The 25,616-nt window shown below is 67.8% G+C and carries 24 protein-coding genes and 1 pseudogene; 13 read left to right on the top strand and 12 right to left on the bottom strand.

The genetic code is table 11. The annotated features are described in order from the left end of the window. Positions 1-117 precede the first annotated feature (117 nt). The gene (locus BSZ40_RS00675; protein WP_073822238.1) at positions 118-3,303 is read left to right on the top strand and encodes a DUF5979 domain-containing protein; all 3,186 of its coding nucleotides are present in this window, start codon (positions 118-120) and stop codon (positions 3,301-3,303) included. Positions 3,304-3,646: 343 nt separating this feature from the next. On the opposite strand, the gene BSZ40_RS00670 is transcribed toward BSZ40_RS00675, so the two are convergent. The 5 genes from BSZ40_RS00670 to BSZ40_RS00650 form a co-directional block, all read right to left on the bottom strand. Then, positions 3,647-4,453 (bottom strand): carbohydrate kinase family protein, encoded by an 807-nt coding sequence (locus BSZ40_RS00670; protein ID WP_245793755.1) that lies wholly within the window; start codon positions 4,451-4,453, stop codon positions 3,647-3,649. Positions 4,454-4,851: 398 nt separating this feature from the next. Continuing rightward, a complete protein-coding gene (locus BSZ40_RS00665; protein ID WP_073822234.1) occupies positions 4,852-5,550 on the bottom strand; it encodes an LppM family (lipo)protein in 699 nt (232 codons plus the stop codon). A 25-nt stretch (positions 5,551-5,575) separates the two neighbouring features. Beyond that, positions 5,576-7,021: a S1C family serine protease gene (locus BSZ40_RS00660; protein WP_073822233.1), complete on the bottom strand. Its 1,446-nt coding sequence runs from the start codon at positions 7,019-7,021 to the stop codon at positions 5,576-5,578. A gap of 75 nt (positions 7,022-7,096) precedes the next feature. Then, a complete protein-coding gene (gene menD, locus BSZ40_RS00655; RefSeq protein WP_245793744.1) occupies positions 7,097-8,746 on the bottom strand; it encodes a 2-succinyl-5-enolpyruvyl-6-hydroxy-3-cyclohexene-1-carboxylic-acid synthase in 1,650 nt (549 codons plus the stop codon). A 54-nt stretch (positions 8,747-8,800) separates the two neighbouring features. Then, positions 8,801-9,658, bottom strand: a complete 858-nt coding sequence (locus tag BSZ40_RS00650) for a riboflavin biosynthesis intermediates N-glycosidase (protein ID WP_073822229.1) — start codon at positions 9,656-9,658, stop codon at positions 8,801-8,803. A gap of 158 nt (positions 9,659-9,816) precedes the next feature. Between BSZ40_RS00650 and BSZ40_RS00645 the strand changes: the two genes are divergently transcribed. Together BSZ40_RS00645 and BSZ40_RS00640 are read left to right on the top strand one after the other, a co-directional pair. Then, a complete protein-coding gene (locus BSZ40_RS00645) occupies positions 9,817-10,203 on the top strand; it encodes a MerR family transcriptional regulator (protein WP_073822227.1) in 387 nt (128 codons plus the stop codon). A gap of 2 nt (positions 10,204-10,205) precedes the next feature. Further along, entirely contained in the window at positions 10,206-10,625 is a 420-nt protein-coding gene (locus tag BSZ40_RS00640; protein ID WP_073822225.1) for a carboxymuconolactone decarboxylase family protein, read from the top strand. Here BSZ40_RS00640 and BSZ40_RS00635 read toward each other — a convergent pair. Then, the gene (locus BSZ40_RS00635; protein WP_084542510.1) at positions 10,622-11,683 is read right to left on the bottom strand and encodes an o-succinylbenzoate synthase; all 1,062 of its coding nucleotides are present in this window, start codon (positions 11,681-11,683) and stop codon (positions 10,622-10,624) included. The genes BSZ40_RS00640 and BSZ40_RS00635 overlap by 4 nt on opposite strands. Positions 11,684-12,110: 427 nt before the next feature. On the opposite strand from BSZ40_RS00635, the gene BSZ40_RS00630 reads away from it, so the two are divergent. From BSZ40_RS00630 to BSZ40_RS00620, 3 genes and pseudogenes are all read left to right on the top strand, one after another. Further along, complete coding sequence (locus BSZ40_RS00630) at positions 12,111-12,740, top strand: DUF47 domain-containing protein (protein ID WP_073822223.1); 630 nt, start codon at positions 12,111-12,113, stop codon at positions 12,738-12,740. Positions 12,741-12,758: 18 nt separating this feature from the next. Further along, positions 12,759-13,193, top strand: a pseudogene (locus tag BSZ40_RS00625) (winged helix-turn-helix domain-containing protein); the annotation flags it as partial. 98 nt (positions 13,194-13,291) lie between these two features. Beyond that, positions 13,292-14,296 carry a 1,4-dihydroxy-2-naphthoyl-CoA synthase gene (locus tag BSZ40_RS00620; protein ID WP_073822219.1) on the top strand — a complete coding sequence of 335 codons (1,005 nt, stop codon included), beginning with the start codon at positions 13,292-13,294 and terminating at the stop codon, positions 14,294-14,296. A gap of 85 nt (positions 14,297-14,381) precedes the next feature. On the opposite strand, the gene BSZ40_RS11430 is transcribed toward BSZ40_RS00620, so the two are convergent. Continuing rightward, positions 14,382-14,600, bottom strand: coding sequence for a hypothetical protein (locus BSZ40_RS11430; RefSeq protein ID WP_124912939.1), 219 nt, complete (start codon positions 14,598-14,600; stop codon positions 14,382-14,384). A gap of 123 nt (positions 14,601-14,723) precedes the next feature. On the opposite strand from BSZ40_RS11430, the gene BSZ40_RS00615 reads away from it, so the two are divergent. The 6 genes from BSZ40_RS00615 to BSZ40_RS00590 all read left to right on the top strand — a co-directional run bounded on the left by BSZ40_RS00615 (position 14,724) and on the right by BSZ40_RS00590 (position 20,751). Beyond that, positions 14,724-15,920 (top strand): AMP-binding protein, encoded by a 1,197-nt coding sequence (locus BSZ40_RS00615; protein ID WP_245793742.1) that lies wholly within the window; start codon positions 14,724-14,726, stop codon positions 15,918-15,920. 11 nt (positions 15,921-15,931) lie between these two features. Further along, positions 15,932-16,810 (top strand): 1,4-dihydroxy-2-naphthoate polyprenyltransferase, encoded by an 879-nt coding sequence (locus tag BSZ40_RS00610; RefSeq protein WP_073822217.1) that lies wholly within the window; start codon positions 15,932-15,934, stop codon positions 16,808-16,810. A gap of 44 nt (positions 16,811-16,854) precedes the next feature. Continuing rightward, positions 16,855-17,268, top strand: coding sequence for a PLDc N-terminal domain-containing protein (locus BSZ40_RS00605; RefSeq protein ID WP_073822215.1), 414 nt, complete (start codon positions 16,855-16,857; stop codon positions 17,266-17,268). A 126-nt stretch (positions 17,269-17,394) separates the two neighbouring features. Next, positions 17,395-18,687, top strand: a complete 1,293-nt coding sequence (locus BSZ40_RS00600) for a suppressor of fused domain protein (RefSeq protein ID WP_084542507.1) — start codon at positions 17,395-17,397, stop codon at positions 18,685-18,687. Between the two features lie 35 nt (positions 18,688-18,722). Next, the gene (locus tag BSZ40_RS00595) at positions 18,723-19,712 is read left to right on the top strand and encodes a suppressor of fused domain protein (RefSeq protein ID WP_073822213.1); all 990 of its coding nucleotides are present in this window, start codon (positions 18,723-18,725) and stop codon (positions 19,710-19,712) included. 16 nt (positions 19,713-19,728) lie between these two features. Beyond that, positions 19,729-20,751 carry a suppressor of fused domain protein gene (locus BSZ40_RS00590; RefSeq protein ID WP_158020848.1) on the top strand — a complete coding sequence of 341 codons (1,023 nt, stop codon included), beginning with the start codon at positions 19,729-19,731 and terminating at the stop codon, positions 20,749-20,751. 112 nt (positions 20,752-20,863) lie between these two features. Here the strand turns inward: BSZ40_RS00590 and BSZ40_RS00585 are convergent, their stop codons facing one another. The 5 genes from BSZ40_RS00585 to BSZ40_RS00565 form a co-directional block, all read right to left on the bottom strand. Then, on the bottom strand, positions 20,864-21,598 hold the full coding sequence (locus BSZ40_RS00585) for a DNA alkylation repair protein (RefSeq protein ID WP_073822209.1): 735 nt from the start codon (positions 21,596-21,598) through the stop codon (positions 20,864-20,866). After that, positions 21,595-22,077: a MarR family winged helix-turn-helix transcriptional regulator gene (locus tag BSZ40_RS00580; protein ID WP_073822207.1), complete on the bottom strand. Its 483-nt coding sequence runs from the start codon at positions 22,075-22,077 to the stop codon at positions 21,595-21,597. The genes BSZ40_RS00585 and BSZ40_RS00580 overlap by 4 nt, the downstream gene beginning before the upstream one ends. 418 nt (positions 22,078-22,495) lie before the next feature. Then, positions 22,496-23,167: a histidine phosphatase family protein gene (locus tag BSZ40_RS00575; RefSeq protein WP_073822205.1), complete on the bottom strand. Its 672-nt coding sequence runs from the start codon at positions 23,165-23,167 to the stop codon at positions 22,496-22,498. Between the two features lie 30 nt (positions 23,168-23,197). Next, complete coding sequence (locus BSZ40_RS00570) at positions 23,198-23,785, bottom strand: MarR family winged helix-turn-helix transcriptional regulator (protein ID WP_084542505.1); 588 nt, start codon at positions 23,783-23,785, stop codon at positions 23,198-23,200. 84 nt (positions 23,786-23,869) lie between these two features. After that, complete coding sequence (locus BSZ40_RS00565) at positions 23,870-23,968, bottom strand: 30S ribosomal protein bS22 (RefSeq protein ID WP_003792170.1); 99 nt, start codon at positions 23,966-23,968, stop codon at positions 23,870-23,872. A gap of 190 nt (positions 23,969-24,158) precedes the next feature. Between BSZ40_RS00565 and BSZ40_RS00560 the strand changes: the two genes are divergently transcribed. After that, positions 24,159-25,529: a TrkH family potassium uptake protein gene (locus BSZ40_RS00560; protein WP_073822203.1), complete on the top strand. Its 1,371-nt coding sequence runs from the start codon at positions 24,159-24,161 to the stop codon at positions 25,527-25,529. Positions 25,530-25,616 lie beyond the last annotated feature (87 nt).

Raw genomic sequence — 25,616 nt, 5'->3', positions numbered from 1 at the left:
ATCATACTGGCCCGCGCTCCGCATTGGCGTAGCTCCACAGCAGCTGACTTCCCCTCTTGTGTGCACACCACTGTTAGCCTGACAGCATTCACCTTTCTCACACTAAGGAACCAGAAAATGCACAGGTACTCGCGCCCGCGGATAGCCCGGGCAAGCAGCGTGTTCTTTGCCACGCTGGCGGTAGCGCTGAGCGGTGTCGGGTTATTCGTCTTTGGCCAGTCCGATGCCGCCGCGGCCATTAACCCCGCCATCCAGGTCAACATCACCGAGCTAGTTAAGAGCCACGACGACGGCTCGGAGCACCCCGGCGAGACCATCAACGTCCACGACCACTTCAAGATGAAGTTCACCTGGGACGCCACCAACGCCAATCCGCAGCCGGGCGACGAATTCGCCATCGAGCTGCCGAGCCACTTCTACAACCGGGAGTTCCCCCTCACCCGCGACCTAAACTTTGAGGGCAACAAGGTCGGGCAGTGCACGATCGAGGAACGCCTCTTCAAGTGCACCCTCGGGGAAGGCATCCGCGGCAAGACCAGCATTCGCGGTGAAGGCACCGCCACCATGCGGGCCTCCCACTCGACCACCACCAACACCTCGACCTTCAAGATCAACGGCAACGCCGTGGCCGTGCCGAACCCCGGTAACGGCCCAGTGGGCGAGGTCCCGCAGAAGCCGTGGAACCCTGTCGATCCCTACAAGTGGGGAGACGCGCCCGGCGAATTGTCCGAGGAGATCACCTGGAGCATCGGCTTCGGGGGAGAAAAGCTGGCGCCGCTCTACGGCAACCAGATCCCCACCACCTTGGTGCTAGACGACGTGATCGGGGCTGGGCACCGCCTAAAGATGGACCCGAGCCTGATTCGCCTGACCATGACGGGGCGCTCTGACAGCCCGAACATGGACTGGGCAGACCTGGCGCGCGCCGACAAGAGCAGCGAAGGGGTTCACACCGAGTGGGGCAACTTCTCCCTTGATGTGGAGTCCTCGGACAACGACTCGCGTGTGCGCTTCACCGTGAAGGGCCCGTTCTCGGCTGACCACAACTACGTCGTGCGCTACCGCACCGTGCCCGACACCGCCAACGGTAAGGTGCAGCCCGGCTTCACCTACGAAAACACGGTGACGTTCGTCGGCGGCGACAAGGTGGTGTCGCACGAAACTTCTTACACCGACTCCTTCACGATCTCCATCACGATGGAGGACGGCTTCGGTTCCTTCAAGGTCTCCAAGGCTTTGGCTGGAAACGGCGCCAACCAGCTGGACCCCGCCACCAAGCTGAACGTCAAGGCGGCCTGGGTGCTGCCCGACAACAAGCAGCCGAGCGACTTCCCGCAGTGGCAGGCGCCCGCCAACCCCGCCATCCTGGAGGTGCAGCCCGGTAAGACCGCCCAGTTCAACGGCACGTTCCCCGTCGGCACCCGAATCACGCTGAGCGAGGATCTGACCAGCACCAACCCGGCACTGCCTGCCGGGGTGCGGTGGAGCAACCCGAAGTTCGAGATCGCGGGCGTTGACAATGCCGCCCAACCGAGCGAGATCACGTTCGAGGTTGCTAACAAGCAATCGACCGCGGTGAAGCTGACCAACACCGCCGAGAAGCTGCCGACCGGCGGTTTCCGGGTGAGCAAGACCGTCGTCGATGCCGCCAACCGGGTGCCCGACGACAAGGGCTTCACCTTCGACTACACCTGCACCTTGGCGGGCAAGGAAGTGAAGAAGGGGGTGCTCGGGCCGATTCAGCACGGCCAGACCGCCGACTCGCCGACCGACATCCCGGCAGGGGCCGCATGTCAGATCACCGAGCAGGATGCTTCCCTGCCCAACATGGTGCTGCAGGTCACCGGTGACACCGTGGTGCAGATCGCGGGCGGCGCGCCGCAGAGCACGACAATCACCAACACCTACACCCCGGCGGTCGGCTCCTTCACCTTGAAGAAGGTCGTGGTGGATGGGGACAACGTGGTGGACGACACCAAGACCTTCTCCTTCACCTACGTCTGCAAGGTCGGCGACACCGTCGTCAAGGAAGGCAACGTCGGCCCGTTGGCCCACGACGCCACCGCCAAGGTTGAGGCCGTCCCCGCCGGGGCCGCCTGCACCATCACCGAAGCCGACGCCACCATTCCCAACGTCACCTTGGAGACGACTGGTCTGACCGACCCCGTCCTGATCCAGGCTGACACCAACTCCGACGTCACTGCCACCAACACCTACACCCAGGATCTCGGGGCGTTCACCGTGAAGAAGGTCGTGGTGGATGGGGACAATGTGGTGGACGACGCCAAGACCTTCTCCTTCACCTACGTCTGCAAGGTTGGCGACACCGTCGTCAAGGAAGGCAACGTCGGCCCGTTGGCCCACGACGCCACCGCCAAGGTTGAGGCCGTCCCCGCCGGGGCCGCCTGCACCATCACCGAAGCCGACGCCCAGGTGGAGCACACCTCGCTGGTGACCACGGGGCTGGAGCAGCCCATCGCCATCACCAAGGGCGGCAACGCCGAGGTGACGGTGACCAACACCTACACGCGCCACTTTGGCTCGTTCCAGGTCAAGAAGGCCGTGGCGGGCGACAACGCCGAGGCTTTCGCCAAGGACAGCTTCGCCATCGACTACGTGTGCGGTGAACTGACCGGCACCCTGGAGGTGCCCGGCGACGGACAGACCGTCGTGCGCGGCCCGCAGGTGCCCGCCGGCACCACCTGCACGCTGAAGGAGAAGGCTGACACGGCGGCCCGCGAGGGTTACAACGTCACCACCACCGCCGATGTCACCGAGGTGAGCATCGTCAACGAGACGATCAAGGACGTGGTGTTCACCAACACCTACGCCCGCCAGCTCGGTACCTTCCAGGTGGCCAAGCGCGTGGGCGGCGTGGACAAGTTCGCCAAGGACAAGTTCCGCTTCACCTACACCTGCGGTGACGAGACCGGCACGCTGGAGGTGCCCGGGGACGGCACCCCGGTGCCGCTCGGCAAGTCGCTGCCGACCGGAACCAAGTGCGTCATTAGCGAGGACACCGCTGCGGCACAGCGCGACGGCTACACGCTGACCATCGTCGGCGACCAGGCGGAGGTACTGGTCAAGGAGGGCGACAACGGGGTTACGACGATCACCAACCAGTACGTCGAGAAGCCGAAGCCGACCCCGACTCCCACCCCGACACCGCCCCCCTCTATCCCGAGCAAGCCGGGCAAGCCCCAGCTGCCGAAGACCGGGGCCGACGCCATCACCCTCGGCGTGGTGGCTGCGGGCACGATGGCGGCAGGTGCGCTGCTCATTGCCCGACGGCGCCGGGCCTGATCCCGCTCCGCAGGGCGCCGGGCAGCGCCTAGCACCCTGCGGTTAGCCAAACAGGCGGGGCCGACCAAGAGGTCGGCCCCGCCTGCTGTATATCCGGCGCCGCGTGCTTGCTGTCCTATGCGTGCTCACCGGTCGGCTCCGGCTGCGGCGTATCCGGACCAGTCCGCCTCTGGCGAGGTTGGCATGGCGGTTGTCTGCGATTTGCAGCAACAAACCTCCGCAGGGACCGCCCAGACCTGCACAGGAACCTTCTGTGTCTGTCTTGTGTTCATACGCAACTGCAGCCTGTTCGGGCTGAGCTAGGCAACTCAGCTCCTTCAATCTAGTCGGCGTCACCACGCCGTCAACGGGCTAAAAGTTGCTCCAGCGTGTCAGTGTCAACAAAGCTTGTGTGTGTCCCGAGGCTTCCGCAAGCCCAGGCGCCACCCACCGCGCCCGCACGGGCAGCCTTAGCGATATCGCCGTGGTCCAGGTAATGGCACAGAAAGGCCGCCACAAAACTATCGCCGGCCCCGTTGCTATCCACGACCGGACGGTCAGGGATAGAAATCGGATTGATCCGCAACGGCAACTGGTCCGACCGTTGCCACACACGGGCCCCCTCGCTGCCGGCCATTACCACCACGAACTGGGCGCGACCGTGGGTGAAGACGTCTGCGACCACTCTGGGCTCGTCCGTCAGCGCCGCGGCTGACACGAAGACATAGTCGGCACCATAGGCAAAATCCCTGTGATAGTCGGCGACGCCATCCCAGTCGTGCAGGTCGGTGGACGTTGACAGGCCTGCGGCAACTGCATCCCGCAAGGCGTATCGCGCCCAATTCATGATTGAGACGTGCACGTGACGCGATTCCTCGATACCTTTGCGCCACAGCGACGAATCGGGAACAAAATCGAACGGCTGTCGTGGATCGTACAGAGACATACGCTGCCCCTCCTCAGTCACCAGATTCACCGAGCGTCGCGTGCCGCTGCTGTGCGAGACAAACGTCGGTGAGATCCCAGTGGCTGAGTAAAATTCGCGAATGAGCTGACCTTCATTGTCATCTCCGATCACGTCCGCTACGGCGGAGACACGGCCAAGCGCGTGGACGCCAAGGGCTACACCGTTACCCGTGTGCCCCACTACGGTCAAGATGGGTGGAACCATCATGGAATCCACGACAGGAAGGGGTAGGGATTTCACTCGGACAATGTGGTCCACTCCTACGCCGCCAACTACAAGAACATCTATTGGAGTCAATTTCCCTCATTCTCCGCGACTTCAAGCCGTGTCGATACCACCTCGGCAATTACCTCATGTTGGTAAACAGTGCCGACATGAGCCGTGAACCAGAGGCAGTTTTCCTTCCGAAACAATTAGCAAGTTTGCGGCAAGGGCTCGTCTTGGCCGCTGGCTCCAGCATAAATAAAGACTACCTCACGTCACCCCTCCCGTGACTTGTAAGACAGCTACTCCAATGCCGCTAGCGCATCACAGCTTGTTCCACCACCGACTGTTTCCGAGCGGAACCAAGACCAGCTCACGGCACCTGGCCCAGCACTGGCCTACTGCCAGTAATAGGTCTGCTGGAAGTGCCGGGCCCGGCGGGCGCGCCGCGCGCGGCGCCAGGCGAGCAAAAGTAGTAACAACACGAGGAGAGCCGCACCCCCGGCCACCAGCCACGGCAACGGGTCCCAGGGCGCGGGCACCACCACTTGGGAGGTGTCAGAGTCACCGATCGCCTCGGCAACGATCTTGCCGCCCGGCGCCAGGGAGTCCTCGCCCTTGACCGTCACCGTGTTGCCTTCCACGGCGCCGTAGTCAGAGTGCAACACCTTGCCGGGAAAGACCAACACAGCGGTGATGTCCAATCCGAGGCTGCCGTAGTCCCGCTGCGCCTGACTCACAATGCCCGTCAACTCCACGGGCATGGTCATCTCGAAAGTGTCATCCACGCGTTGGAAGTTGGCCGACTCCGGGAGAGTTTCACGCTGCGAAGACAGCTCACACACGTTGCTTGCGGGCAGGCTGGTCGCCACAGCTGGCCCGCCCGCTTGCTCCACCTGGGCGGCAATCTGCTGGCAAATATCGGCCATGCTTTGCGGCAAAAGCTCCTCGCTGAAGCGCGGCACGGATAGTTGGGCGGCCAGCGTGTAGGTCTGGTCTTCGTACACCGTGGCGGTCAAGTGCGCCTGACAGGCGCTCACCAGCAGCACCACTGGCAGGCTCACCGCCAAGCCCCAGCGGCGAAGTTGGCCTCCCATGTTACGGCCCTCCTCTCAGGGTGGGTTAGTTGAGCGGACGCGACGTCAAAGTGGCGCTAGCGGTCTGGATCTTGCCGTCCCGTACGAACTTGATTTCGACCTCTTGGCCGATCCCCAAGCCACGAATCTCCGCGATGAGGGAGGTCATGCCGAGAGTGGGCGTGTCATCGATGGCGAGAATGATGTCCCCCGGCCGCAACCCCGCGCTCTCAGCTGCCGAGCCGCTGGTGACTTTGCGTACCTCCACCCCGAGATAGCCAGCCCCATCCACGGTGACCGAGGCATCGGTCATGTCCACCCCGAGGAAAGCGTGCTCGGCGGTGCCCGTGATTTTGATCTGCTCCGTGATGAGGACGACGACGTCAATCGGGATGGCAAAGCCCAGGCCGATTGAGCCACCCTCGCCGCGCATGCCGATGGTGGCGATGGAGGAGTTGATGCCGATGACCTTGCCACTGGCGTCGAAAAGCGGACCGCCGGAGTTACCGGGGTTGATTGAGGCGTCAACCTGAATGGCGTTGGTGAACGAGTACCGGTCTGCCGCGTAACCCGTGTTCTGCGCGGGCACCTCCTGTTCGGTCGTCACCGGCCGGTTGAGCGCCGAGATGATACCGGTGGTCATGGTGGCGGCCAGTCCGAGCGGGTTACCGATGGCGGCCACCGGCTGGCCGACTCGCAGCGTGTCGACCGTGCCGAACTCTGCCGCGGTGAGGTCTGCCGGCGGGTTCTTGATCTTGATGACGGCCAGGTCGGTGGAAGGATCGGACCCCACCAGCTCGGCGGGCAGGATGCGCCCATCGGACAGGATGACATCAAGAGTGCCTTGGTCACCGCCAGCGATGACGTGATGGTTCGTGATGATGTGTCCCTCGGCGTCGGTGATGACACCCGAACCCGAGGAACCGCTGTCGCCTACCCGCAGCTCGATGGCCACCACACTCGGGCCAACGGCCTGCGCCACCCGCTGCCAGTCTGGCGCCCCGGCGGCCAGCCCGATGGGCGCGGTGGTGGTGGCGGTTTGCGGAGTGGGGCCTGCCTGTTCCTCGTTAAAGACCCCGGCAACGGCGGCGGTCCCGAAAGCGGCGGCCAACGAGCAGGCCACGGCAATGGCGGTGACGGCCAGCCAGCCCGGCCCCGCGCGGTGCGGCTGCTGCGGCGTGGGGGCAGGAACAGCAGGACCGGGATAGGGCCGGACGGGTGGGTGCGACGGCAGCCCGCCCGGGACGTTGGGGGCCGGGTAGGAAAGACGGGGGGCGCTCGGCAGCTGCGGATAGCCGCCGCCCGCACTTGGCGGGCCGCCTGCCGGGGCAGGTGCCGCCGACGCGTCGCCGCCCTGGGGGGACGGGGAGACGAAGTGTGGGCTGACTGCACCGACCGGAGGCGTCTGTGCCGGACCCGGGCTGGGCGGGCGAGAATCGCTGACGCTTTCCCCCACAAACGGCTGGGCGGGACGGTTGCTTTCCTTATCCATAAATTTGCCTCCTTACAACTTACAGCGGCACAACACCACAGCCATCTGGTTTATTTCTCGCCTCTGGCTCGAAGATTACTGAAAACGGGCCGCTTCCTTGGCCTGGTCGATTATGTGGGCTAACTGTTCGCCCACAGCGTCACGGGACACCAGCACTTCCACGATCCGTCGCCCGCGCAGCGGCTGGGCGAGACAGGCCCGCAGCGCGGTCAGGGTCGCGGCCCGCTGATAGTCGGCACCATAGGCGGCAGCCAGGGCCGCCAGGTCCGCGACCTGCGGGGTCGCGTACACCCGTTCGAAGTCGACGGCACTGGCGTGCTGCTGGGCTTCCAACGAGGAGAAGATCGCACCCCCACCGTCGTTAAGGACAATGATGTCCAGGTCCACTTCAGCTTCCTGTTGCCCCCGCAACAGGCTGCTGGCGTCGTGCAGGAAAGTCAGGTCACCCACCAGGGCGCGCACGAGCTGCCCGGTGCCGAGCGCCAACCCCCAGGCGGTGGCCAGGGTGCCGTCAATGCCCGCCAGGCCGCGATTGGCCACCACGGGGCCGCCCGGGCCAGGCGGGGCGCACAGGTCCAGGTGACGGATGGCGTTGGAGGCCCCCACCACCAGGGGCTCGCCCCCAGCCTGCTGGGCCTGCCACACGGCCAGGCACGCACTCCACGGGGTGAGCTCGTCGCGCTGCCCCGCCAGCGCTGCCTGGGCGCGCGCCCCCGCTGCCTGCCAAGCCGCCAACCAGGCCGCGTCACCCGGCGGCAGTTGCACGGACCGCTCGATGCGGCGGGCCCGGCCGGCCACATCAGTCCACGGCCCGCCCGGCGCCACCACGATGACTTCCAGGTCGGGGCGAGCAAGCAGGGCCGTTACGGGCCGCGACAACGTGGGGCGCCCATAGGCCACCACCCGCTCAATGTCGGCTCCCAGTCCGGGCAGGTCCAGCAGCGCCCGGTAGGGGCCGATGGCGCAGGGACCGCTGCGGGCACCCGATGACGGTTCGGCCAACAGCGGCACGCCTGCCTCCTCGGCCACCTGCCGCGCGGCTTTCCCGGCCCCGTCTCCCGCCAGCACCACGGTGCGCCCCCCGGGCGGAAGCAGCACGGGCGGCGGGGGTGGGGTGGGAGCCACCTGGATGACGTGCCCGGCGGGCAGCGCCGCCCCGTCGTCCACCAGGGGATCAGCCAACGCCACATTGACCTGCACCGGCCCGGCCTGCCCGCTGCGCGCCCCGCGCGCGCCCGTCACGGCGCGGGTGGCGAGGATCTCGACCTGCCGAGGGCTCGGCCCGGTGGGAAGTTCCCAGAACTCCAGGGTGGTGGGCCCGAAGATGCCGACCTGGTTGGTGGTCTGGCTGGCACCCACGCCCCGCAGCTCGTGCGGCCGATCGGCGGTCAGGGCCAGCAGCGGCAGCCCGCTGTGGCGGGCCTCGGCGAGGGCTGGGTGCAGGTTGGCCACCGCCGTGCCCGACGTACACACGATGGCCACGGCCTGGTCGGGTGTGCCCGCCAATTGGGCGGCCCGCGCCAGCCCGACCGCCGTGAAGGCGGCGGAACGTTCGTCCAGCCGGACCGTCAAACGGGCTCGGCCTTCCCGTTCGGCCTGCGCCACTGCCAGGGCGAGCGGGCCAGAGCGCGAACCGGGGCTGACCACGAAGTCGCGCACGCCGAGTGCAGTCAACTGCGCGACCAGTAGGCGGGCGGTAGCGGGGGCGGTAAGCGCCTGGGGCACGGGGGCTCCTTTACAAGCGGATGGGTGTGCGGCCCCCATTATCGGGGGCGCGCCTCAGCCGACGGTGGCCGGGTCAAGGCGGTCGATGTTGGCGTACACCCGGGCAATGGCGTCGCGCACCTCCATGAGGGCGAAACCGAGCAGGTTTTGTCCCCGCCAGTGGGCCGGTTGATAGGCCTTGACACTGGATTGGCTGAAACCAACCCCCCACACCGTGTCCAGCGGCGAGGCCTCCACCAGCACGCTGCCAGTGGTGGACAGCAGGTATGCACGCAGCTGCGGATCCTGGGTGAACTTGGCGTAGTTGGCGGTCAGGACGATCGAGTACTTCACCGCGTCCCAGACCTCAGGCTCGAAGTTGCGCACCTGGCGCCCCAACTTGCGCATGTGACCGGGGTCGTCGCTGTCCATGATCTGGGCGAGCTTGGCGTCGTCACCGAACACGCGCGCCTTTTCGGCCATTAGGTACTGCTCAGCGCACCGATAGTTGCCGAACCAGTGGAAAGGCGTCGGCTGCCACTGGCAGCAGCTTTCCGGGCCAACGACGTCCGCGTTCGGCTTCCAAAACGGCACGAACTGGCCGTCGTAGCCCGCCGCCACCAGCTGTTCGCGGCTGTAGCGCGGCCGCCCGGCAGCACGCCAGTGCTGCACAAGATACCCGGACGGGCTCCCCGTCCAGTATTCGTCGCGGTCACTCAGTCCATAGCCGGGATCGTAGAAGTCACGCTGGTGTGGGGGCGGCGGAAACCAGGCGCGGTACTGCTGCTGGGCGGCGGCGGGTAGGGATGCCAGCCACTGGCTCCACTGAATGAGGTAGCTCTCCCCCGCCCCCATCCGCCAACCGGCCGCTCCGAGGGGAATGTGCGGGTAACGCAGCCACGGCGGCGCCCACAACTGTGAACTCTGGTTCATCCTCGTCTCCTTGCGATTGCCTGGCCTGGGGGCCGCCCCTAGTGTGCCGCGTCCCCGCCGCTGACGCCACAGCCACGGCTCGACCGACGGCGCATCCCGTTGACTTAGAGCGTGCTCTAGTTCCTATCGTGACTACCGACTGGAAGAGGAGAGACGCGATGAGCCAAGGGCTACGCATCGGCGAGATGTCCGCGCGCACGGGCGTGTCCGCCCACACGTTGCGGTACTACGAGCGTGTCGGCCTGCTGCAGGTCGTCGCGCGAGACAGCGGCGGGCGCCGCCGGTACAGCGAGGCCGACGTCACCTGGGTGTGGTTCCTGCTGCGCCTGCGGCAAACCGACATGCCGATCGCCCAGATGCAGCACTACGCCCAGCTGCGCCGCCAGGGCGAGGGCACCATGCGGCAACGTTTGGAGCTGCTGCGGGCCCACGGCCAAGAGTTGGCCGCCCGCATCGAACAGCTGCAGGAGCATCAGCGGGCGCTGGCGGCCAAGATCGCGTTCTATGAGGCCGAGATTCGTCGTCCGGCAGAGCAGGAGGGATAACCATGGACACCGACCCCACCCGCGCGGTCCGTTTTCGCCGCGGGCTGCAGGTACTTAAGTCCATCGACGGGCAGGCCGGGGAGCAGGTGCTCTCCGCCCTTGAAGATATTTGCCCCGAGCTGGGCCACCAGATCGTCGCTTGGGGGTTCGGGGAGATCTACGCCCGCCCGGCGCTGGCGGCCCGGGACCGCCAGCTAGTGACTTTGGGGATGCTCACGGCCCTCGGCGGGTGCGAGGCTCAGCTCAGGGTGCACGTCAATGCCTCGCTGAACGTGGGGCTCACCCCCGAGCAGATCACCGAGGCGCTGCTGCACGCGTCGGTCTATTGCGGCTTCCCGCGGGCCCTCAACGCCGTCTTTGTCGCCAAGGAGGTGTTCGCCGAGCGCGGCATCACCGGCGGCACTGCCGCCGCGGACGCCTAACTCGGGAAGTTGCCGCTCGCCGCGGCGGCCTGGCCGCCCACCGCCAGCACGGCTGCCAGGCGCTGGCTCCAGCGTGCCGCCAGGTCGGCATCAAGCCGTGCGGCGCGCTCCACCCCGGCGCTGACCTGGGCGCTGGTGGGCAGGTCGGCGCGGTGCAGGGCCCCGGCACGCGGCGCCAACGGGACCTCCACGACGTCGCCTGTCAGCAAGCTGCGCGTACCGAGCCCGGCCGGGCGGGGAGAAGACAGGCCCTCGGCGTCGGCCAGCGCGCAAGCCAGCGCGTAGCCCTGCGCCAACCCGACCGAGGTCTCCAGTGCCGAAGACACCACCGCGGGCAGGCCCACCGCGGCCGCGAGCGCGGCCGCTGCCAGGCTGCCGCCCAGCGGCTGGGCCTTGATGACGATGTAGTCGGCGGCCTGCGCGCGGGCCACGGCGTGGGGATCGGCGGCGCGGCGGATGGATTCGTCGGCGGCGACGGGGCAGATGCCCACGGCCCGCACGGCAGCCAGTTCGGCGACGGTGCGGCAGGGCTGCTCGACGTAGGCCAAGCCTCCCGCCGCCGCCTGCAGGGGCGGGAGCTTGTCCAGCGCTTCGTCCACGCTCCAGGCGCCGTTGGCGTCGATGCGGATGTCGGCCGCGGGCAGGGAGGCGCGCACGGCCGCCAAGCGGGCGCACTCGTCGGCCAGGCAGTGGCCGGGCTCGGCGACCTTGACCTTGGCGGCCGCCACGCCGGGGTGGGCGGCCGCTATCTGCTCGACGGCCGCGGCCGGGACGGCGGGGATGGTGACGTTGACGGGGACTTGGGCATGCGTGGCGGGAGCAAGCTCGCCGCGGGCGGCAGCCAGGGCCGCGCGCCACCACGGCACGCATTCGGCGGGCGGGTAGTCCCAAAAGGGGGAAAACTCGCCCCACCCGCCGGGCCCGGCCAGCAGCACCCCCTCGCGGGTGGTGATGCCGCGAAAGCGGGTGGTCAGGTCCACGCTGTAGGCCCAGGCCGCCGTCACGCCGTGGCGGGTCAGGGCGGGACTGAGCGGCAGGGCGGTGGTGTGCAGGGCCATGCCCCCAGCCTAGATGCGTGAGTTCGTTTGGGTTTAGTGAGCGTGGGCGGTTGGGGGGGGTGCCCCCAGCCCCGCCACGTCCAACCAACCGATTCGGACTCATTGATCTGGGGGCCGCGCCGACGTGGGGTCGCCCTAGTTGTCCATGGGGGAGCCTTATCCGGTGTATATGGCGCCTGTCCCTGCCTGGTGGCCAACTAGGGCGACGCTCGTGCGGGAATTGGGCACGGTGCGCCAGAGGGGCAGGCAGGACACCCCACCGCACCCAACCAGCCGATTCGGACTCAATCATCTAGGGCGGAGGCGCTCGCGCCCCGGGCCGCGACGCTCAGCCCACTGGCACCCGCCGCGGGGGCGGCACGGCCGCTGGGCCGCGCCGGTGGCCTATGCTGGAGCAATCCAGCCCCACCGGACGCGGAGGATCACCGTGGGATTCCACAAAAACGACGGCCCCGACTTCTTTGAGCTCTTCTCTTCCCAAGCCAACCTGCTGGTGGAGGGGGTCAACCTGGTGGCCTCCATCGTCGGGGCACCCGCCGCGACCCGGGTGGCGCTGCGGGACCAGCTGCACTCCTACGAGCACGAGGCCGACGAGCTCAACCACAGCGTCGTCAAGCTCATCAACTTGTCCTTCGTTACGCCGTTCGAGCGGGAGGACCTCAACAAGCTCGCCTCCCTGTTGGATGACGCCATGGACTACCTCGACGAGGCAGGCGACCTCTTCGTCCTGTACGACTTGGTCGACTTACCGCAGCCCCTGCTGGACCTGCTGGCGACGCAGATTGATGTGTTGAAGCACTGTGCGGAGCAGACGGCGGTGGCCATGCCACGGTTGAAGAAACCGCTGGAGCTACGCGACTACTGGGTCGAGGTTAACCGGTTGGAAAACGAGGGCGACCGGGCCTTCCGCAAGGCGCTGACTGAACTGTTTGAGACCCAAAAAGACCCGCGCTTGATCGTCAAGCTTAAGGACGTGATCACGGTGCTGGAGCGCTGCACCGACAAGTTCGAGTCGCTGGCCAACACCATTGAGGCGATCGCCGTCAAGGAGGCCTGACGGCGGGCGATGGGCGGGGTGGTCGGCCTGGAGTTGGGGGCCGACGACTACCTCACCAAGCCCTACTCCTATCGCGAGTTGCTGGCCCGCATCCAGGCGGTGCTGCGCCGCACCCGTCCGCCCGCGCCCGCCCCGCTTGGCGCCCCCGCGAGCGCGGTGGCGGTCGGTGACCTGGAGGTGGACGAGGCCCGCCACGAGGTGCGCCTGGCGGGCCGGGCCCTGCAGCTGCCGCTGCGGGAGTTCGAACTGTTGGCGTTCTTGGCGGCCCACGTGGGCCAGGTGCTCACCCGCACCCAGCTGCTGGATCGTTTGTGGGGAGTGGACTACTTCGGGGACAGCAAGACGTTGGACGTGCACGTCAAACGCCTGCGCGCCAAGATCGAGGCCGATCCGTCCCAGCCGCGCCGCCTGCTGACGGTGCGCGGGGTGGGATACAAACTGGTGGCCCCCTAGGGGTGGGGCGGGCCTGCGGTGGGCCCGCCCCAGGCCCGTCGGGCGGATAGACGCGGTGGGCAAAAGCCCCGCCGCACCCCACTTACTACGCTACAGCCATGAGTTCTTTGCCTTTCGTATCCGACACATTTGATCCCGCTCGCTGGCGGGACATCGGCCAGGGCCTCACGGACGTGACCTATCACCGGGGGGTGGATGCCGCCGGGCGGAGCTTGCCGGTCGTGCGGGTGGCGTTCGACCGCCCGGAGGTGCGCAATGCGTTTCGCCCGCACACGGTCGACGAGCTCTACCGGGTGCTGGATGACGCCCGCTGCCAAAGCGACGTGGCAGCCGTCATCCTGACCGGCAACGGGCCGTCCCCGAAAGACGGCGGGTATGCGTTCTGTTCGGGGGGGGACCAGCGGGTGCGCGGGAAGGACGGCTACCGCTACGAGCGGCCAGTGGCGGAGGGGAGCGAGCGGCGGGGCGCGGGCGAGCCCGTGGGGGACGCCGCAGCCGCGCACGCGGCCGACGTGGCCGCCACCCGGGCCCGCCTGGACGCGGGCCGTGCTGGACGGCTGCACATTTTGGAGGTGCAGCGCCTGATTCGGACCATGCCGAAGGTGGTCATCTGTGCGGTCTCGGGGTGGGCGGCCGGGGGCGGCCATTCGTTGAACGTGGTGTGCGACTTGTCGGTGGCGTCGCTGGAGCATGCCCGTTTCATGCAGACCGACGCTAACGTCGGCTCTTTCGACGCGGGTTACGGCTCGGCGCTGCTGGCTCGGCAGGTGGGCGATAAGCGAGCGCGGGAGATCTTCTTCCTGGCCCGCGAGTATTCGGCGCGGCAGGCGGCGGACTGGGGGGTGGTCAACGAGGCGGTGCCGCACGTTGAGCTGGAGGAGCGGGCCTGCCAGTGGGCCGAGATCGTGGCCACCAAGTCGCCGCAGGCCATCCGGATGTTGAAGTTCGGTTTTAACTTGGCCGACGATGGTCTGGCGGGCCAGCAGCTGTTTGCGGGGGAGGCCACCCGCCTGGCCTACATGACGGACGAGGCGGCCGAGGGACGGGATGCGTTCCTGGAGCGGCGCGCCCCGGACTGGAGCGCTTTCCCGTACTACTTCTAGGCGGGGACCGCTGCGCGGCCCGGCCTCGATAGGCGGTGGCGGGTGGGAGCCCTCCAACTCCCACCCGCCACACAATTTAGGCCGGTCAGAAACTCACAAACCAACCGGCGGTCAGCGAGATTAGTTTCGCCGCGCTCCAGGCCCCCAGACAGATCAATCCCGTGAGCGCCGCGAAAGCTAACACCACTGCGGTGGTGGCCGCCAACGGGCGCCGCGGGCGCGGCACCTTCGGCGACCGAGCCTGACCCTGCCGCACCGGGCCGGGAGGGGAAGTCCCGAGCCGCTGAACCAGTGCCGTGCTCATGTAGCAATACTGCCCGGCGCGCCCGGCCCTTGTGATCCACCTCCCGGCGGGACTTGCCCTGTGGGTGGGTACTGCCGGTGAGGTATGCCCCTCGTCCCCCAGGAGGAGACGTACCCTGCTTGGGTGTCTTCTCCTGCCCGCAGCATCCTGCCTTTGTCCGTCGATTTGCGCCCGGAAGCCGTGGACCAGTTGGCGGCCGCCCTGGCCGCCGTTCGGGCCCACCCGGGGCGCGCCCCGGTGGTTTTTCCGGTCACTGCGGCCCCCTCCGCGACCGTCTTGGACACCCTGCAGCGGGGCTTGGCCGCGCTGCCACACACGGATGTGGTGGTGGCGACCACGGGGTCGACGGGCACCCCCCGGCTCGTGGGTTTGGCGGCCGCGGCCCTAGACGCGGCCGCCCACGCCACCGCCACCTTTCTGGGGTCACCGGTTCCCGCTTGGCTGCTGGCCCTGCCTCCGCACCACATCGCGGGGCTGGCCATTATCTGGCGCAGCCTGGTGGCCGGGGCCCGCCTGGATTGTTTCCAGGCGTCCCGTTTCACGGCCCCGGCCCTGGCGGCCGCGTTGGCACACCTCCCTGACGGCGCTGCCACTTCGTTAGTGCCCACCCAGTTGACCCGCGCCCTGGCAGACCCGGCCGCCACTGCGCAGCTGGCGCGCCTGCGGGCTGTGCTGGTGGGCGGGGCGAGCCTGGCCCCGGCGGTGGAGGTCCGGGCGCGGGCGGCGGGCGTGCCGGTCGTGCGCACCTACGGGATGAGCGAGACCGCGGGAGGCTGCGTCTACAACGGCCGCCCCCTGCCGGGGGTGCGGGTTGCGGCCGGGCGGGGGCGGCTGCGGCTGGCCGGACCGATGCTGGCGGAGGGCTATCTGGACGAGCCCGCCAGCGCCGCCTTCGCGGCCGGCTGGCACGTGACCAACGACGTCGGGGAGGTTACCGACGGGGTGGTCGACGTGTGGGGGCGGGCCGACGACGTCGTCATCACCGGCGGAGAGAAGGTGCACCCGGCCCGCGTGGAGGAGGCGCTCGCGCCCTGGATGCAGGCGGTCTGTGTCGTCGGGGTGCCCGACGCCGAGTGGGGTCAGCGCCTGGTGGTGCTGGGGGTTGGTCCCACGCGGGCCTGGCCTGCGCTGCGCCGCGAGCTCGCCGCCGCGCTGCCCCGCTCCTGGGTGCCCAAGGAGCTGCTGGTGGTTGACGAATTGCCCGTGCGGGGGCCTGGCAAAATAGATCGGCGGGCCGCCGCGGCCCTCGCCCGCCGCCTGGTGACGGGTGGACCCACCGAGTCACCCGTCGGCGCGGGCCCTAACTCGCCGTCCAGTTAAGGAGAGCACTGATGGCAACCATCCGCGACTGGCTGGAGGGTGCCCGCCTCCGGACGCTCCCGCTGGCCGTGTCCCCGGTGCTGGCGGGGACCGCCGCTGCGGCCCCCGCCCCGCTGTGGGGGCGGGCTCTGCTGGCGGGGGCGGTGGCGGTGGGCCTGACCGTCGGGGTCAACTTCGCCAACGACTACTCCGACGGCATTCGGGGCACCGATGCCCACCGCGTAGGCCCGCCCCGCCTGACCGGCGCGGGGCTGGCCCGCCCGGCGGCCGTGAAACGGGCGGCGTTTGCCGCGTTCGCCGGGGCGGCGGTCTGCGGCCTGGTCCTGGTAGCGGTGGCGAGCCAGTGGTGGCTCATTGGCCTCGGCGTGGTGGCCATCGTGGCGGCCTGGTTCTACACGGGGGGCACCCGGCCTTACGGCTACGCCGGCCTGGGCGACCTGGCGGTCTTTGTTTTCTACGGCCTGGTGGCAACCCTCGGCACCACCTACACGCAGCGCGGCAGCGTGCCGCCCTCCGCCTGGTGGCTGGCGGGCGCGGCCGGGGCGTGGGCCTGCGCGGTGCTGATGGTCAACAACTTGCGTGACATTCCCACCGACCGCCAGGCAGGCAAACGCACCCTGGCAGTGCGGCTTGGCCCCGCCGGGGCGCGGGCGGCTTTCACCTGCGAGGTGCTCGCCCCGGCGCCCCTGACGTGGCTGGCGGGGCGGGCCGTCGGGCTGGCGCACGGCCCCGGCCTGGCCCTGACGGCGGCCACCCTGGCGGCGGGCGGGGCGCTGGCGTTGCCCGTGCTTCGGGGCGCCAGCGGTCGCGCCCTGGTGGGGGTGCTGAAGTTCACCGGGTTGACCGCCCTGGGCTGGGCGGCCGCCTGTGCGGCGCTGTTCCTCGCCTAGGCACTCAAGCTGCCGAAAAGGGCGCCACCCCGTAGGGTGGGGGCATGCGTGCTTTGCTTCTGGCTGCCCCGCTCATCGTCACCATCTTTGCCTTGATTGACCTGCTGCTCAACGGTTCCCCTGACCGGTTGCGCGGTATCCCGAAGGTGGCCTGGTTCTTCCTGATTGCCCTCATCCAGCCCGCGATCGGGGCGCTGGTGTGGCTGTTCGCTGGCTACATACTGCCCCGCATTGAGGCCGAGCGGCGCGGCCGTGGCGCTCCCCCGTCGTCCCCGCGCCCCACCTACGGCGGCCAGTTGGCCCCCGACGACGACCCGGACTTCCTCTTCCGGCTCAAGCGGGAGGAGTGGCGGCGGCGCCGCGAGCAGGAGCGGCGCCAGCGCAAGGCAGAACCGACCACCCCGCCCGAGCCCGATGAGCCGAGCGGCCCGCCCACCAACGACGAGCCGCAGCCCTAAATCCTGCCGGGGTGCGTGTCGCAATCTGGCGATATCTGGTTTTTGCCACCCCCTGCCCCGCCCGGCGCGTGGCCGCAGCCACTATGTTTGCGGTGCCACTCGGCACGGTTTTGGGAAGGAAACACTATGGGCAAGTACGGTAACCGGTTCGACCAGGACAGCAACGCCGACAACAACCCGGCCCCCGCGCTCCCGGCGGGAGCCGACACTGACACGGGCCAGGAACTTGAGCTTGACGTAGACAATCTGGAGGAAATCTCGGCGATGCTCTCCCAGTTCGGCATCGACCTGGACGCGCTTAACGCTGACACCGAAGACGACGAAGACGACGAAGACGACGACGAAGACGACGACGAAGACGCGGATGCGGACTCGGCCCCCGGTTGGGACGCCATCAACGCGGCCTGCGACGTCGTCTACCCGGACCAGCCCAACCCACCGCAGCTGGCCACGATTGTCAAGTGGGCGGCCGGGGGCAACGATCCACTGGATGGGGTGTCCATCTACCGGGCGCTGGAGCCGGTGCCGCACTGGCACTACGTGTCCTACGGCATGAGCGACCTGTACGGCGCGCAGGACGGCCCCGACGAATACGGCGAGTCGGGGTGGGGTTTCGAGTTCACCTTCCGCTTGGCTGACCCGGCAGCCGCCACTGCGGACCCAGCCTCGGCACCGACGTGGCCGGTCAGCATGATGCAAAACCTCGCCCGCTACGTCTTCGGCACCGGCAATGTCTTCGCCGCCGGCCACCACATGGATTTGCAGGGCAAGATCGCCTTGGAGGAAGAAACTGACCTGCGGGCCATCGGCTTCGTTGTCGACCCGGATCTGGGCACCATCGACACCCCCAGCGGCCAGGTCGCCTTCTTACAGATACTCGGCCTGACGCTGGAGGATCTGACGGACACCAAGACGTGGCGCTCGGCGAAGTTCTTCGAGCTACTCATGGAACGCTACCCGCGGGGCGTGACGTTCCTGGACCGCGCCTCGCTGCGGAGCGAGCCGGCGCTGGCCGCCCGCATCGACGCCGGACGGGCGGCCGACGGCTCCGGCATGGGGCAGACGTTCGTCTCCGAGCTGGCCGGGCGCCGGGCGGCCGATGGGGTGCACGAGGTAGAGATCGGGGCCTTGATCGTGCGGGAACTCCCGTTGGCGCTCTCTTCCCGCCTGCCGTTCGGCAACGACTTCCTGCTGCGGGGCCCGGAGCATGCCGTGCTCTTCCAGCCCGGGCCCCAATGGCAGGTGGAGCAGACCACTGGGCAGACCACCCTCACCCTCACCCCAACGGACCAGGAGGCGCTGTTGGCGCACCTGCAGCCGGTGGCTGGCACCTACCAGTGGCGGGACGACTTCCGGATCGTGGTGACGGTCAGCAAGATCACCAACTCCGCCGGCGACGTCGTTGAGACGGTCGGCTAGTCGCCGTGGGTGACATCGCTTGTTAGGTTCGTGACATGAGCACCTCTTTTCTGCCTGGCTGGCAACCCCTGTTGGAAGCCTGCACCCGCCACTATCCGGACCAGATTCCGCCCATGCGGGCGGGATCACCTGGGGCCCACTACGGCACGCGCCTGGACTGTGTGCTGGCGTTTCGGGCGTTACGGCCCGTGCCGCACTGGCTGTTCGTCTCGGCGGGGCTGTCCGATATTTGGGCCGCCAGCCCCGGCGAGGACGGCAAGGCGGGCATGGGCTTCGAGTTGACGTTCCGGCTGGCCGACCCGTTTGCGGAGAATCCGGACAGCGAGCCGCCGCGGTGGCCGGTTAACTTGCTGAGCAAGCTCGGTTCCTACGCCTTCGGGTATCAGGCCACCCTGGAGCCCGCCGATTTCATCGACGTCGGCGCGGCTTTCACGGAGGGCACGGAGATTCGTCACCTGGGAGTCATTGCGGACCCGGAGCTCGGCACGGTCCAGTTGCCCGGTGGCAAGGCCCAGTTCCTGCAACTCATCGGCCTGACGGACGACGACCTCCAGGACTTGATGAACTGGCAGCCCTCCCGTTTCCTGGACCTGTACCAAGAGGTCTACCCGGGGGGTATCACCCACCTGGACCGCACGTCGCTGCGCGGTGATGCGCGACTGCGCGCCCGGATCGAGACGGGGATCGCGAAGGAGAGTAGGGGCACGGAGGCGGTGCACGCGCAGCAGCTGCGCTGCATGGAGTGGGCGGGCAAGCTCATCGTCACCCTGAACCTGTCCACTGCCCGGGGCCTAGTTGCCCACCTGGAGCGCCGCTTCCGCATCAAGGAGGGGTTCTCCGTCACCGGTAAGGACCACGAGGTGCAGTTTGCTGCGGGTCGGAAGTTCAACTACCAGTTGACTGGCAACAAGGCCCGCATCACCCTGCCGACGGCGGCACTGGCGGACATCCGGGCCAAGCTGCAAACCGTCGGCAGACACGAGGCTCCCACGGGGTTGCACTGGCACGTGGTCGAAGACGAATAAGGACGCAAGTATGGGAATGCTAGGCAGACTGTTTGGCGGTCGCGAGCGCGACGAGGAGCCCGCCCAGAGTCAGGTGACAACCCTGGACCAGATTTTGGCCCAGTTCGAGCGGCTCTACCCGGGCGTGGACGGCGAGGTGCTTGAGCCGCGGCTGTCCGTCAACACCCCGATGCGCTGGGTCTACGTCTTCGGGGTGCGCGAGCCGCGCCCACACTGGCACTACATCGGCGCCGGGCTCACCGACATTTGGGGCCAGCAGGACGGGCCCGACAAGTTCGGTGAGTCCGGGTGGGGCTTTGAGCTAACCTTCCGGCTGGCCGCGCCCGACACCTTGGGCGCGGCGCCGCAGTGGCCGGCCCGCCTGCTGGCCAAGCTGGGCCGCTACGTCGCCTCCAGTGGCAACCCGCTGGGGGCGGGGCACCACATGGAGCTGCGGCGTCCCATCGATGAGGATTCCAGCCCCCTGACTTGCCTGGGCTTCATCGACGACCCGACTATGCAGCCCGCCGAGGCCCCGAGCGGCAAGTACCAGTTCGTGCAGGCCTTCGGGCTGACGGAGCCCGACGTCTATGACGCCATGGCCTGGCAGGCCTTGAAGTTCTACGACCTGCTGCAGGAGCAATACCCGTGGGCTATCACGGTGCCGGATCGGCCCTCGCTGCGGGACGATCCCGAGCTGGCCGCCCGTATCGACGCCGGGCGGGCCACGGACGGCTCAAGCATGCGCGGGCTGGGGGTAGCCGAATTGAAGTGCGCGCAGTGGGCGGGCGAGATCATCATCTCCCTGCCAGGGCGAGCGGCCGCGCAGATCGGCGACATGCTGGCCAATGCCCTGCCGGAACGGGAAGAGTTCCGGATCGGCGGGCCGCGGCACGAGGTGATCTTCGAGCTGGGCGACCAGGTGCGCTTCCACGTCGGGGACAAGCAGTCCCACGTCATGTTGCGCGCTGAGGACATCCGGGACATTCAGGCCCACCTGACCGGCGAGGGCGAAGTGGTGGTCCCGCCGGGAGTGCGGTGGCGCAGCCTGGACGTCTAGCGGGCGCTAGCGGGGCGGGGCGGACGGTCCGCCCCGCGGCCCAGCCCTTGCTCTCGGGCACTGGGAGTTCACTGCAACAGCTGCTGGCCGGGCACGGCTTGCTCGCGACGTCCTAAACCTGTCGCACCGAACGCAATGCCCGTTTCGTGATGCGAGTGGTGGCGGGAGTCGGGCTGTCTTCACTCCAGCGGCGGCAAAGTTCGACAGCCCAATCCGGACGGGTTTTGGCGGCGTCGTTAATCCAATTGGCCACGGAGTCCTGTACGTATCGCGATGGGTCGGCACGCAGAGGTTCCAAGAGAGGCTCTCCAAGGCTGGGATCTACCTTGAGCACCTCGATGTGGCTTGCCCACACCCCGCGAGGGCGCAGGACCTCGCTGGCGAAACGGCGGATACGTTCGGATGGCTGCGCGGTCCAGGGGACGAGCAGACCGATCGCCGTCTCAAGCTCGCGGACCAGCACGGGACGGGCTGCCATCCACGCCCATTCCCGGACGGCGAAGTGCTTATCGTCAGCGAAGGGTTGCAGGTGGTCAAGCAGCTGCCCGGGATCGCCCGCCTGTTGTTGGGAAATAGCGAAACACATCCACCCCCGGACGGTGTCGGAGGGATGGTGAGCGAGGGTAGCGGCGCCGTCAACCTGAGTAAGGAGCTGTCCCATAATCCGCATACGGCGGGAGATACCCAGTGAGCTCGCCTGGGCGGCGTTGGCCAACACTTTGGTCCCCGCTCCGGGCACGACCGCCTGCAGCAACGCTAACTGATCGATCGCCAGCGCCTCGCTGAGGGTGCGGGTGGCCACTTCTCCCCGGTTCAGGGCCGCCAGCCGTTGGGCATCGAGGTTCATGTTGTCCCGTTAGCGAGATTTACTTGGAGGATGGACAGGGCTCGCTCGGTGTCGGTAAGTGTCTCTGGGGCTAGTCCGCTCGCTAACTGGCCGAGCCATTGTGCGTAGATGGGGGTGATGGTCGCAACCATGTTTCTGCCCGCGGAAGTCGGCAGGAGGCTAAGGGCTCGCCGGTCACTGCCGTGTGCTTGTCGTTCGATGAGCCCTGCACGCTCCAACCCGTCCAGCAGCCCGGTAACGGTCGCGGTCGTGACATCAAGTCGATCGGCCAGCGTGCGCGGCATAATTCCGGGATCTTCGACGATCGCCAGCAGGGCAGCCAGCCGCCCCTCAGACAGGTGATACCTGGCCAACAATTCCGCGCAGGCTGCGTCAATGCGCCGGACTGTCGTGTGCAGGGCCAAAATCAACCGTGCCGCCGGATCGTCTCCGATGCGGCGCAGTAGCAGCTGCTGCTTCATGCCTACAACATCGCCCATAAACCGGCATGTTATAAGGCGCCTAATCATTAGGCAAGCGAACACTTGCGGGGTGACGCCACGAATGGGTGCCCGGGCGCGGTGTGTCATGGCGGGTGCGTGACGTCCGGCCATCTCGCCCTTAGCCCACCGCCATGCCCTTAGTTCACCGCCACGTCCCTAGTTCGGTGTTTTAAGAGCGTGATGGTTGCACAAGGGCATGATGGTGGCCCGCAGTGACCATGCTCGTTCCGCAAACGCCACAACCAGGCACATTCCTCCCCACCCTCACAGCATGCCCCACCAGACCTTCCCCCACCCTCCCAAAGCAAAACAGCCCCCACCACACATGTCCAGCCCCAGCCCCACTGACGTCAAATACCGCGCAGAGGGCAATGGCTAAGCTAGCGGGTCGGGGCGGGGCAGACGGTCCGCCCCGCTAGCCCCGGTTCTCGCTGGCCGCTGACAGTCCCGGCACCATGTCAGCACTGCCCGCTACCAGATCGCGGGCGGGCTCCCAGTAGGACAATCCCACGAGGCGGCGATCCTGGAAGGTCAGCGACGTCAAGGAGGCCAACGCGCATTGGCGGCGGCGCGGATCGTGCCACAGGCGGCGGCGCTCTAGGAACAGGCGGGTGACCCAGATGGGAAGCTGGTGGGAGACGAGCAGCACCTCCCCGCCGGGCACATCGTTGACGACGTCCCGGATGACGGCGCACATGCGCGCCACTTGCGCTCGGTAGGCCTCCCCCCAACTGGGACGCAGCGGGTTGGTGTACAGCGGCCAGTAGCGTGGGTGGGCCAGCTGACGACGGTCCCGGTTGACCGGCACCCCCTCGAAGGCATTGTCCGCTTCAATCAGGCGCACGTCCGCCTGCAGCGGCAGGCCGAAGCGCTCGGCCGTGGGCGTGGCCGTCTCACGGGCCCGCTCCAGGGGCGAGTGCAGCACCGCCCGCACCTCGTGCCCGCCCGCGGCCAGCACGTCGGCCACCCGCAAGGCCATCGCCTGCCCCCGCTCGGAAAGGTGAAAGCCGGGCAGGCGCCCGTACAAAATGCCGGTGGGGTTGAAAACTTCGCCGTGGCGCAACAGGTGTACGGTGGTGCGTTCCATACGAGTCAGTCTTTCACGCGGAACAAGGGTTTAGTGGTGCGGACGGGTCGAACCCGGCACCAAGGTCTCCATTATCTCGGCCAGCTGGCTCAACTGCTGCTCGCTCAGGCGCTCCACCAGGCGCTCGCGCACTGCCCGCAGGTGGACGGGTGCCACCTCGGCCAGGAAGTCGGCCCCCGCCCGCGTGAGCATGGCAATCACCCCGCGCCCATCAGAGGCGCAGGAGCCGCGGGTGACGAGGCCACGTTTCTCCATGCGACTGATCGTGTTGGTCAGGCGCGAACGGGAAAAAGACACCGTCTCGGCTAGCTGGGCCATGCGCAGACGGTGCCCGCGGGCCTCCACCAGGTGCACCAGCACCTCGTACTCCCCCAGCGAGATCCCACAGTTCGATTCCAGATTGCGGTTCAGCTCGTCGTAGATCGCCAGTGATCCGTGCAGCAGCCCCCGCCAGGCCGTGAACTCGGCCTCGGTAAAGTGCCAGTGTCCCGCCGCCGCGTCGGGGGCGGTACCGAACGCCGCTTGGGCGGCCCGGCATTCGGCTTCTGTGTGCTCCCACGGCAGGCGGCCGGGGTCGTAGTCGGCAGGCACGCTGGCCTGCTTCTCCTCAGCCTCCATCTGCCGCCCCCTTTCGTGGTGATACCCGCAGCTGGCATAGGTGTGGCACGACGGGCCCGACCCAAAGGGCCGGGCCCGTGCCAGTCACTTCTTGTTGCGACGCTGGTGACGGGTCTTGCGAAGCAGCTTGCGGTGCTTCTTCTTCGCCATGCGCTTACGGCGCTTCTTGATGACGGAGCCCATTGATCCTCCTAAGTTGGCTGTAGTGGCACGCGCGCGCAGCGATGCCACACGCCTCGACTGCCGCATGATACAAGGCTTTGGGCCCTGCGAGCGAGTTGGGCCCGTCACTGGTGGCACCCGTGGGCGACAATTTGCCCACGCGGCGACGGCTACTAGGGTCGTTTCTGCCGACCGACAAAGGAGGAAAGAGGTGTTCGTCAAACGCCTGGCGGCCCGCGCCCGCGACGTCGTTGACCATGCGGCGCGCACCTCGCCCGCGCGCCTCGCCCTCGGGGTCTTCGCCAGCATCATCGGAGTGGTCACGTTGGCACTGTGGACCCCGGCGGCCACGGCCTCCGGGCAACGCCCCCCATTCGTCGACGCCCTCTTCGTGGCCACCTCGGCGGTGTGCGTCACGGGCCTATCCCCGGTGGATACGGCCACCTACTGGTCGACCTTCGGGCACGCCATGATCATGCTCTCGGCCCTGGTGGGAGGCCTGGGGGTCATGACTCTGGCCTCGCTACTATCCCTGGCCGTCTCGCGGCACATCGGGCTGACCCAGCGGCTGTTGACCGCCTCGGAGACCAAGTTCACGCGGCTCGGCGAGGTCGGCACGCTGATGCGGGCGGTGGTGATCACGGCGTTCACCGCCCAGTTCCTCCTGACCCTGGTGCTGTTTCCGCGCTTTTTGACCCTCGACCACGATTGGCTGGCGGCCCTGTGGCACGCGGCATTCATGGCCGTGTCCATCTTTAACAACGCAGGCTTTGTGATCCTGCCGGAGGGCATGGCCCAGTTCGTCGGCGACTGGTCGATGACCATCCCCATCGTGGTGGGCACGGTCCTGGGGGCGGTCGGCTTCCCGGTCATCCTGGATGTGGCGGCGCGCTGGCGCACCCCCGCCAAGTGGTCCTTGCACACGAAGCTGACGCTGACGTCGTACCTGGGGCTGGCGGTGCTGGCGGTCCTGGCCCTGTCTCTGCTGGAGTGGAACAACCCGCTGACCCTGAAGAGCTTCTCGTTCAATGAGAAGCTGACGGCGGCCCTGACGTGGGGGGTGAACTCCCGTTCTTCCGGACTGGCGATCGTGCCGACGGAACACATGACGTCCTCGTCGTGGTTCCTGCAGGACGCCCTCATGTTCGTCGGCGGTGGTTCGGCCTCCACGGCGGGCGGGATCAAAGTCACCACGCTGGTGGTGATGTTGGCGGCGATCGTGGCCGAGGCGCGGGGGGATCAGGACATTGAGGCCTTCGGGCGCCGCATCGGCCTGCCCACGATCCGGCTGGCGGTGGCGGTGACGTTCGTCGGGGCTATCACCGTGGGAGCCTCAACCCTGATGCTGCTGGAGTTGACGGGGCTGCCGCTGGACCGGGCACTGTTCGAGGTAATCTCGGCGTTCGCCACGGTGGGGCTGTCGCCAGGGGTGACCGACAAGCTGCCGGAGTCCGCCAAGTACCTGCTGACCGCGCTGATGTTCATTGGCCGCACCGGCACGATGACGCTGGCCGCGGCGCTGGCACTACGGGATCGCCGCCGCGTGGTGCGGTTCCCGGAGGAACGTCCCATCATCGGCTAACAACCGGCGGCGGGCCGCGAGAAAGCCGACCAGCATTTGCTGCGCGCGCCGCACGACCCCACCACGGCTTTTCTCCCAGGTTACTAT

The sequence above is a fragment of the Buchananella hordeovulneris genome (assembly GCF_001907235.1).
Classification (GTDB): domain Bacteria; phylum Actinomycetota; class Actinomycetes; order Actinomycetales; family Actinomycetaceae; genus Buchananella; species Buchananella hordeovulneris.
Note: the sequence above shows the minus strand (reverse complement) of the source record. Positions and strands in the feature narration are given on the sequence as shown.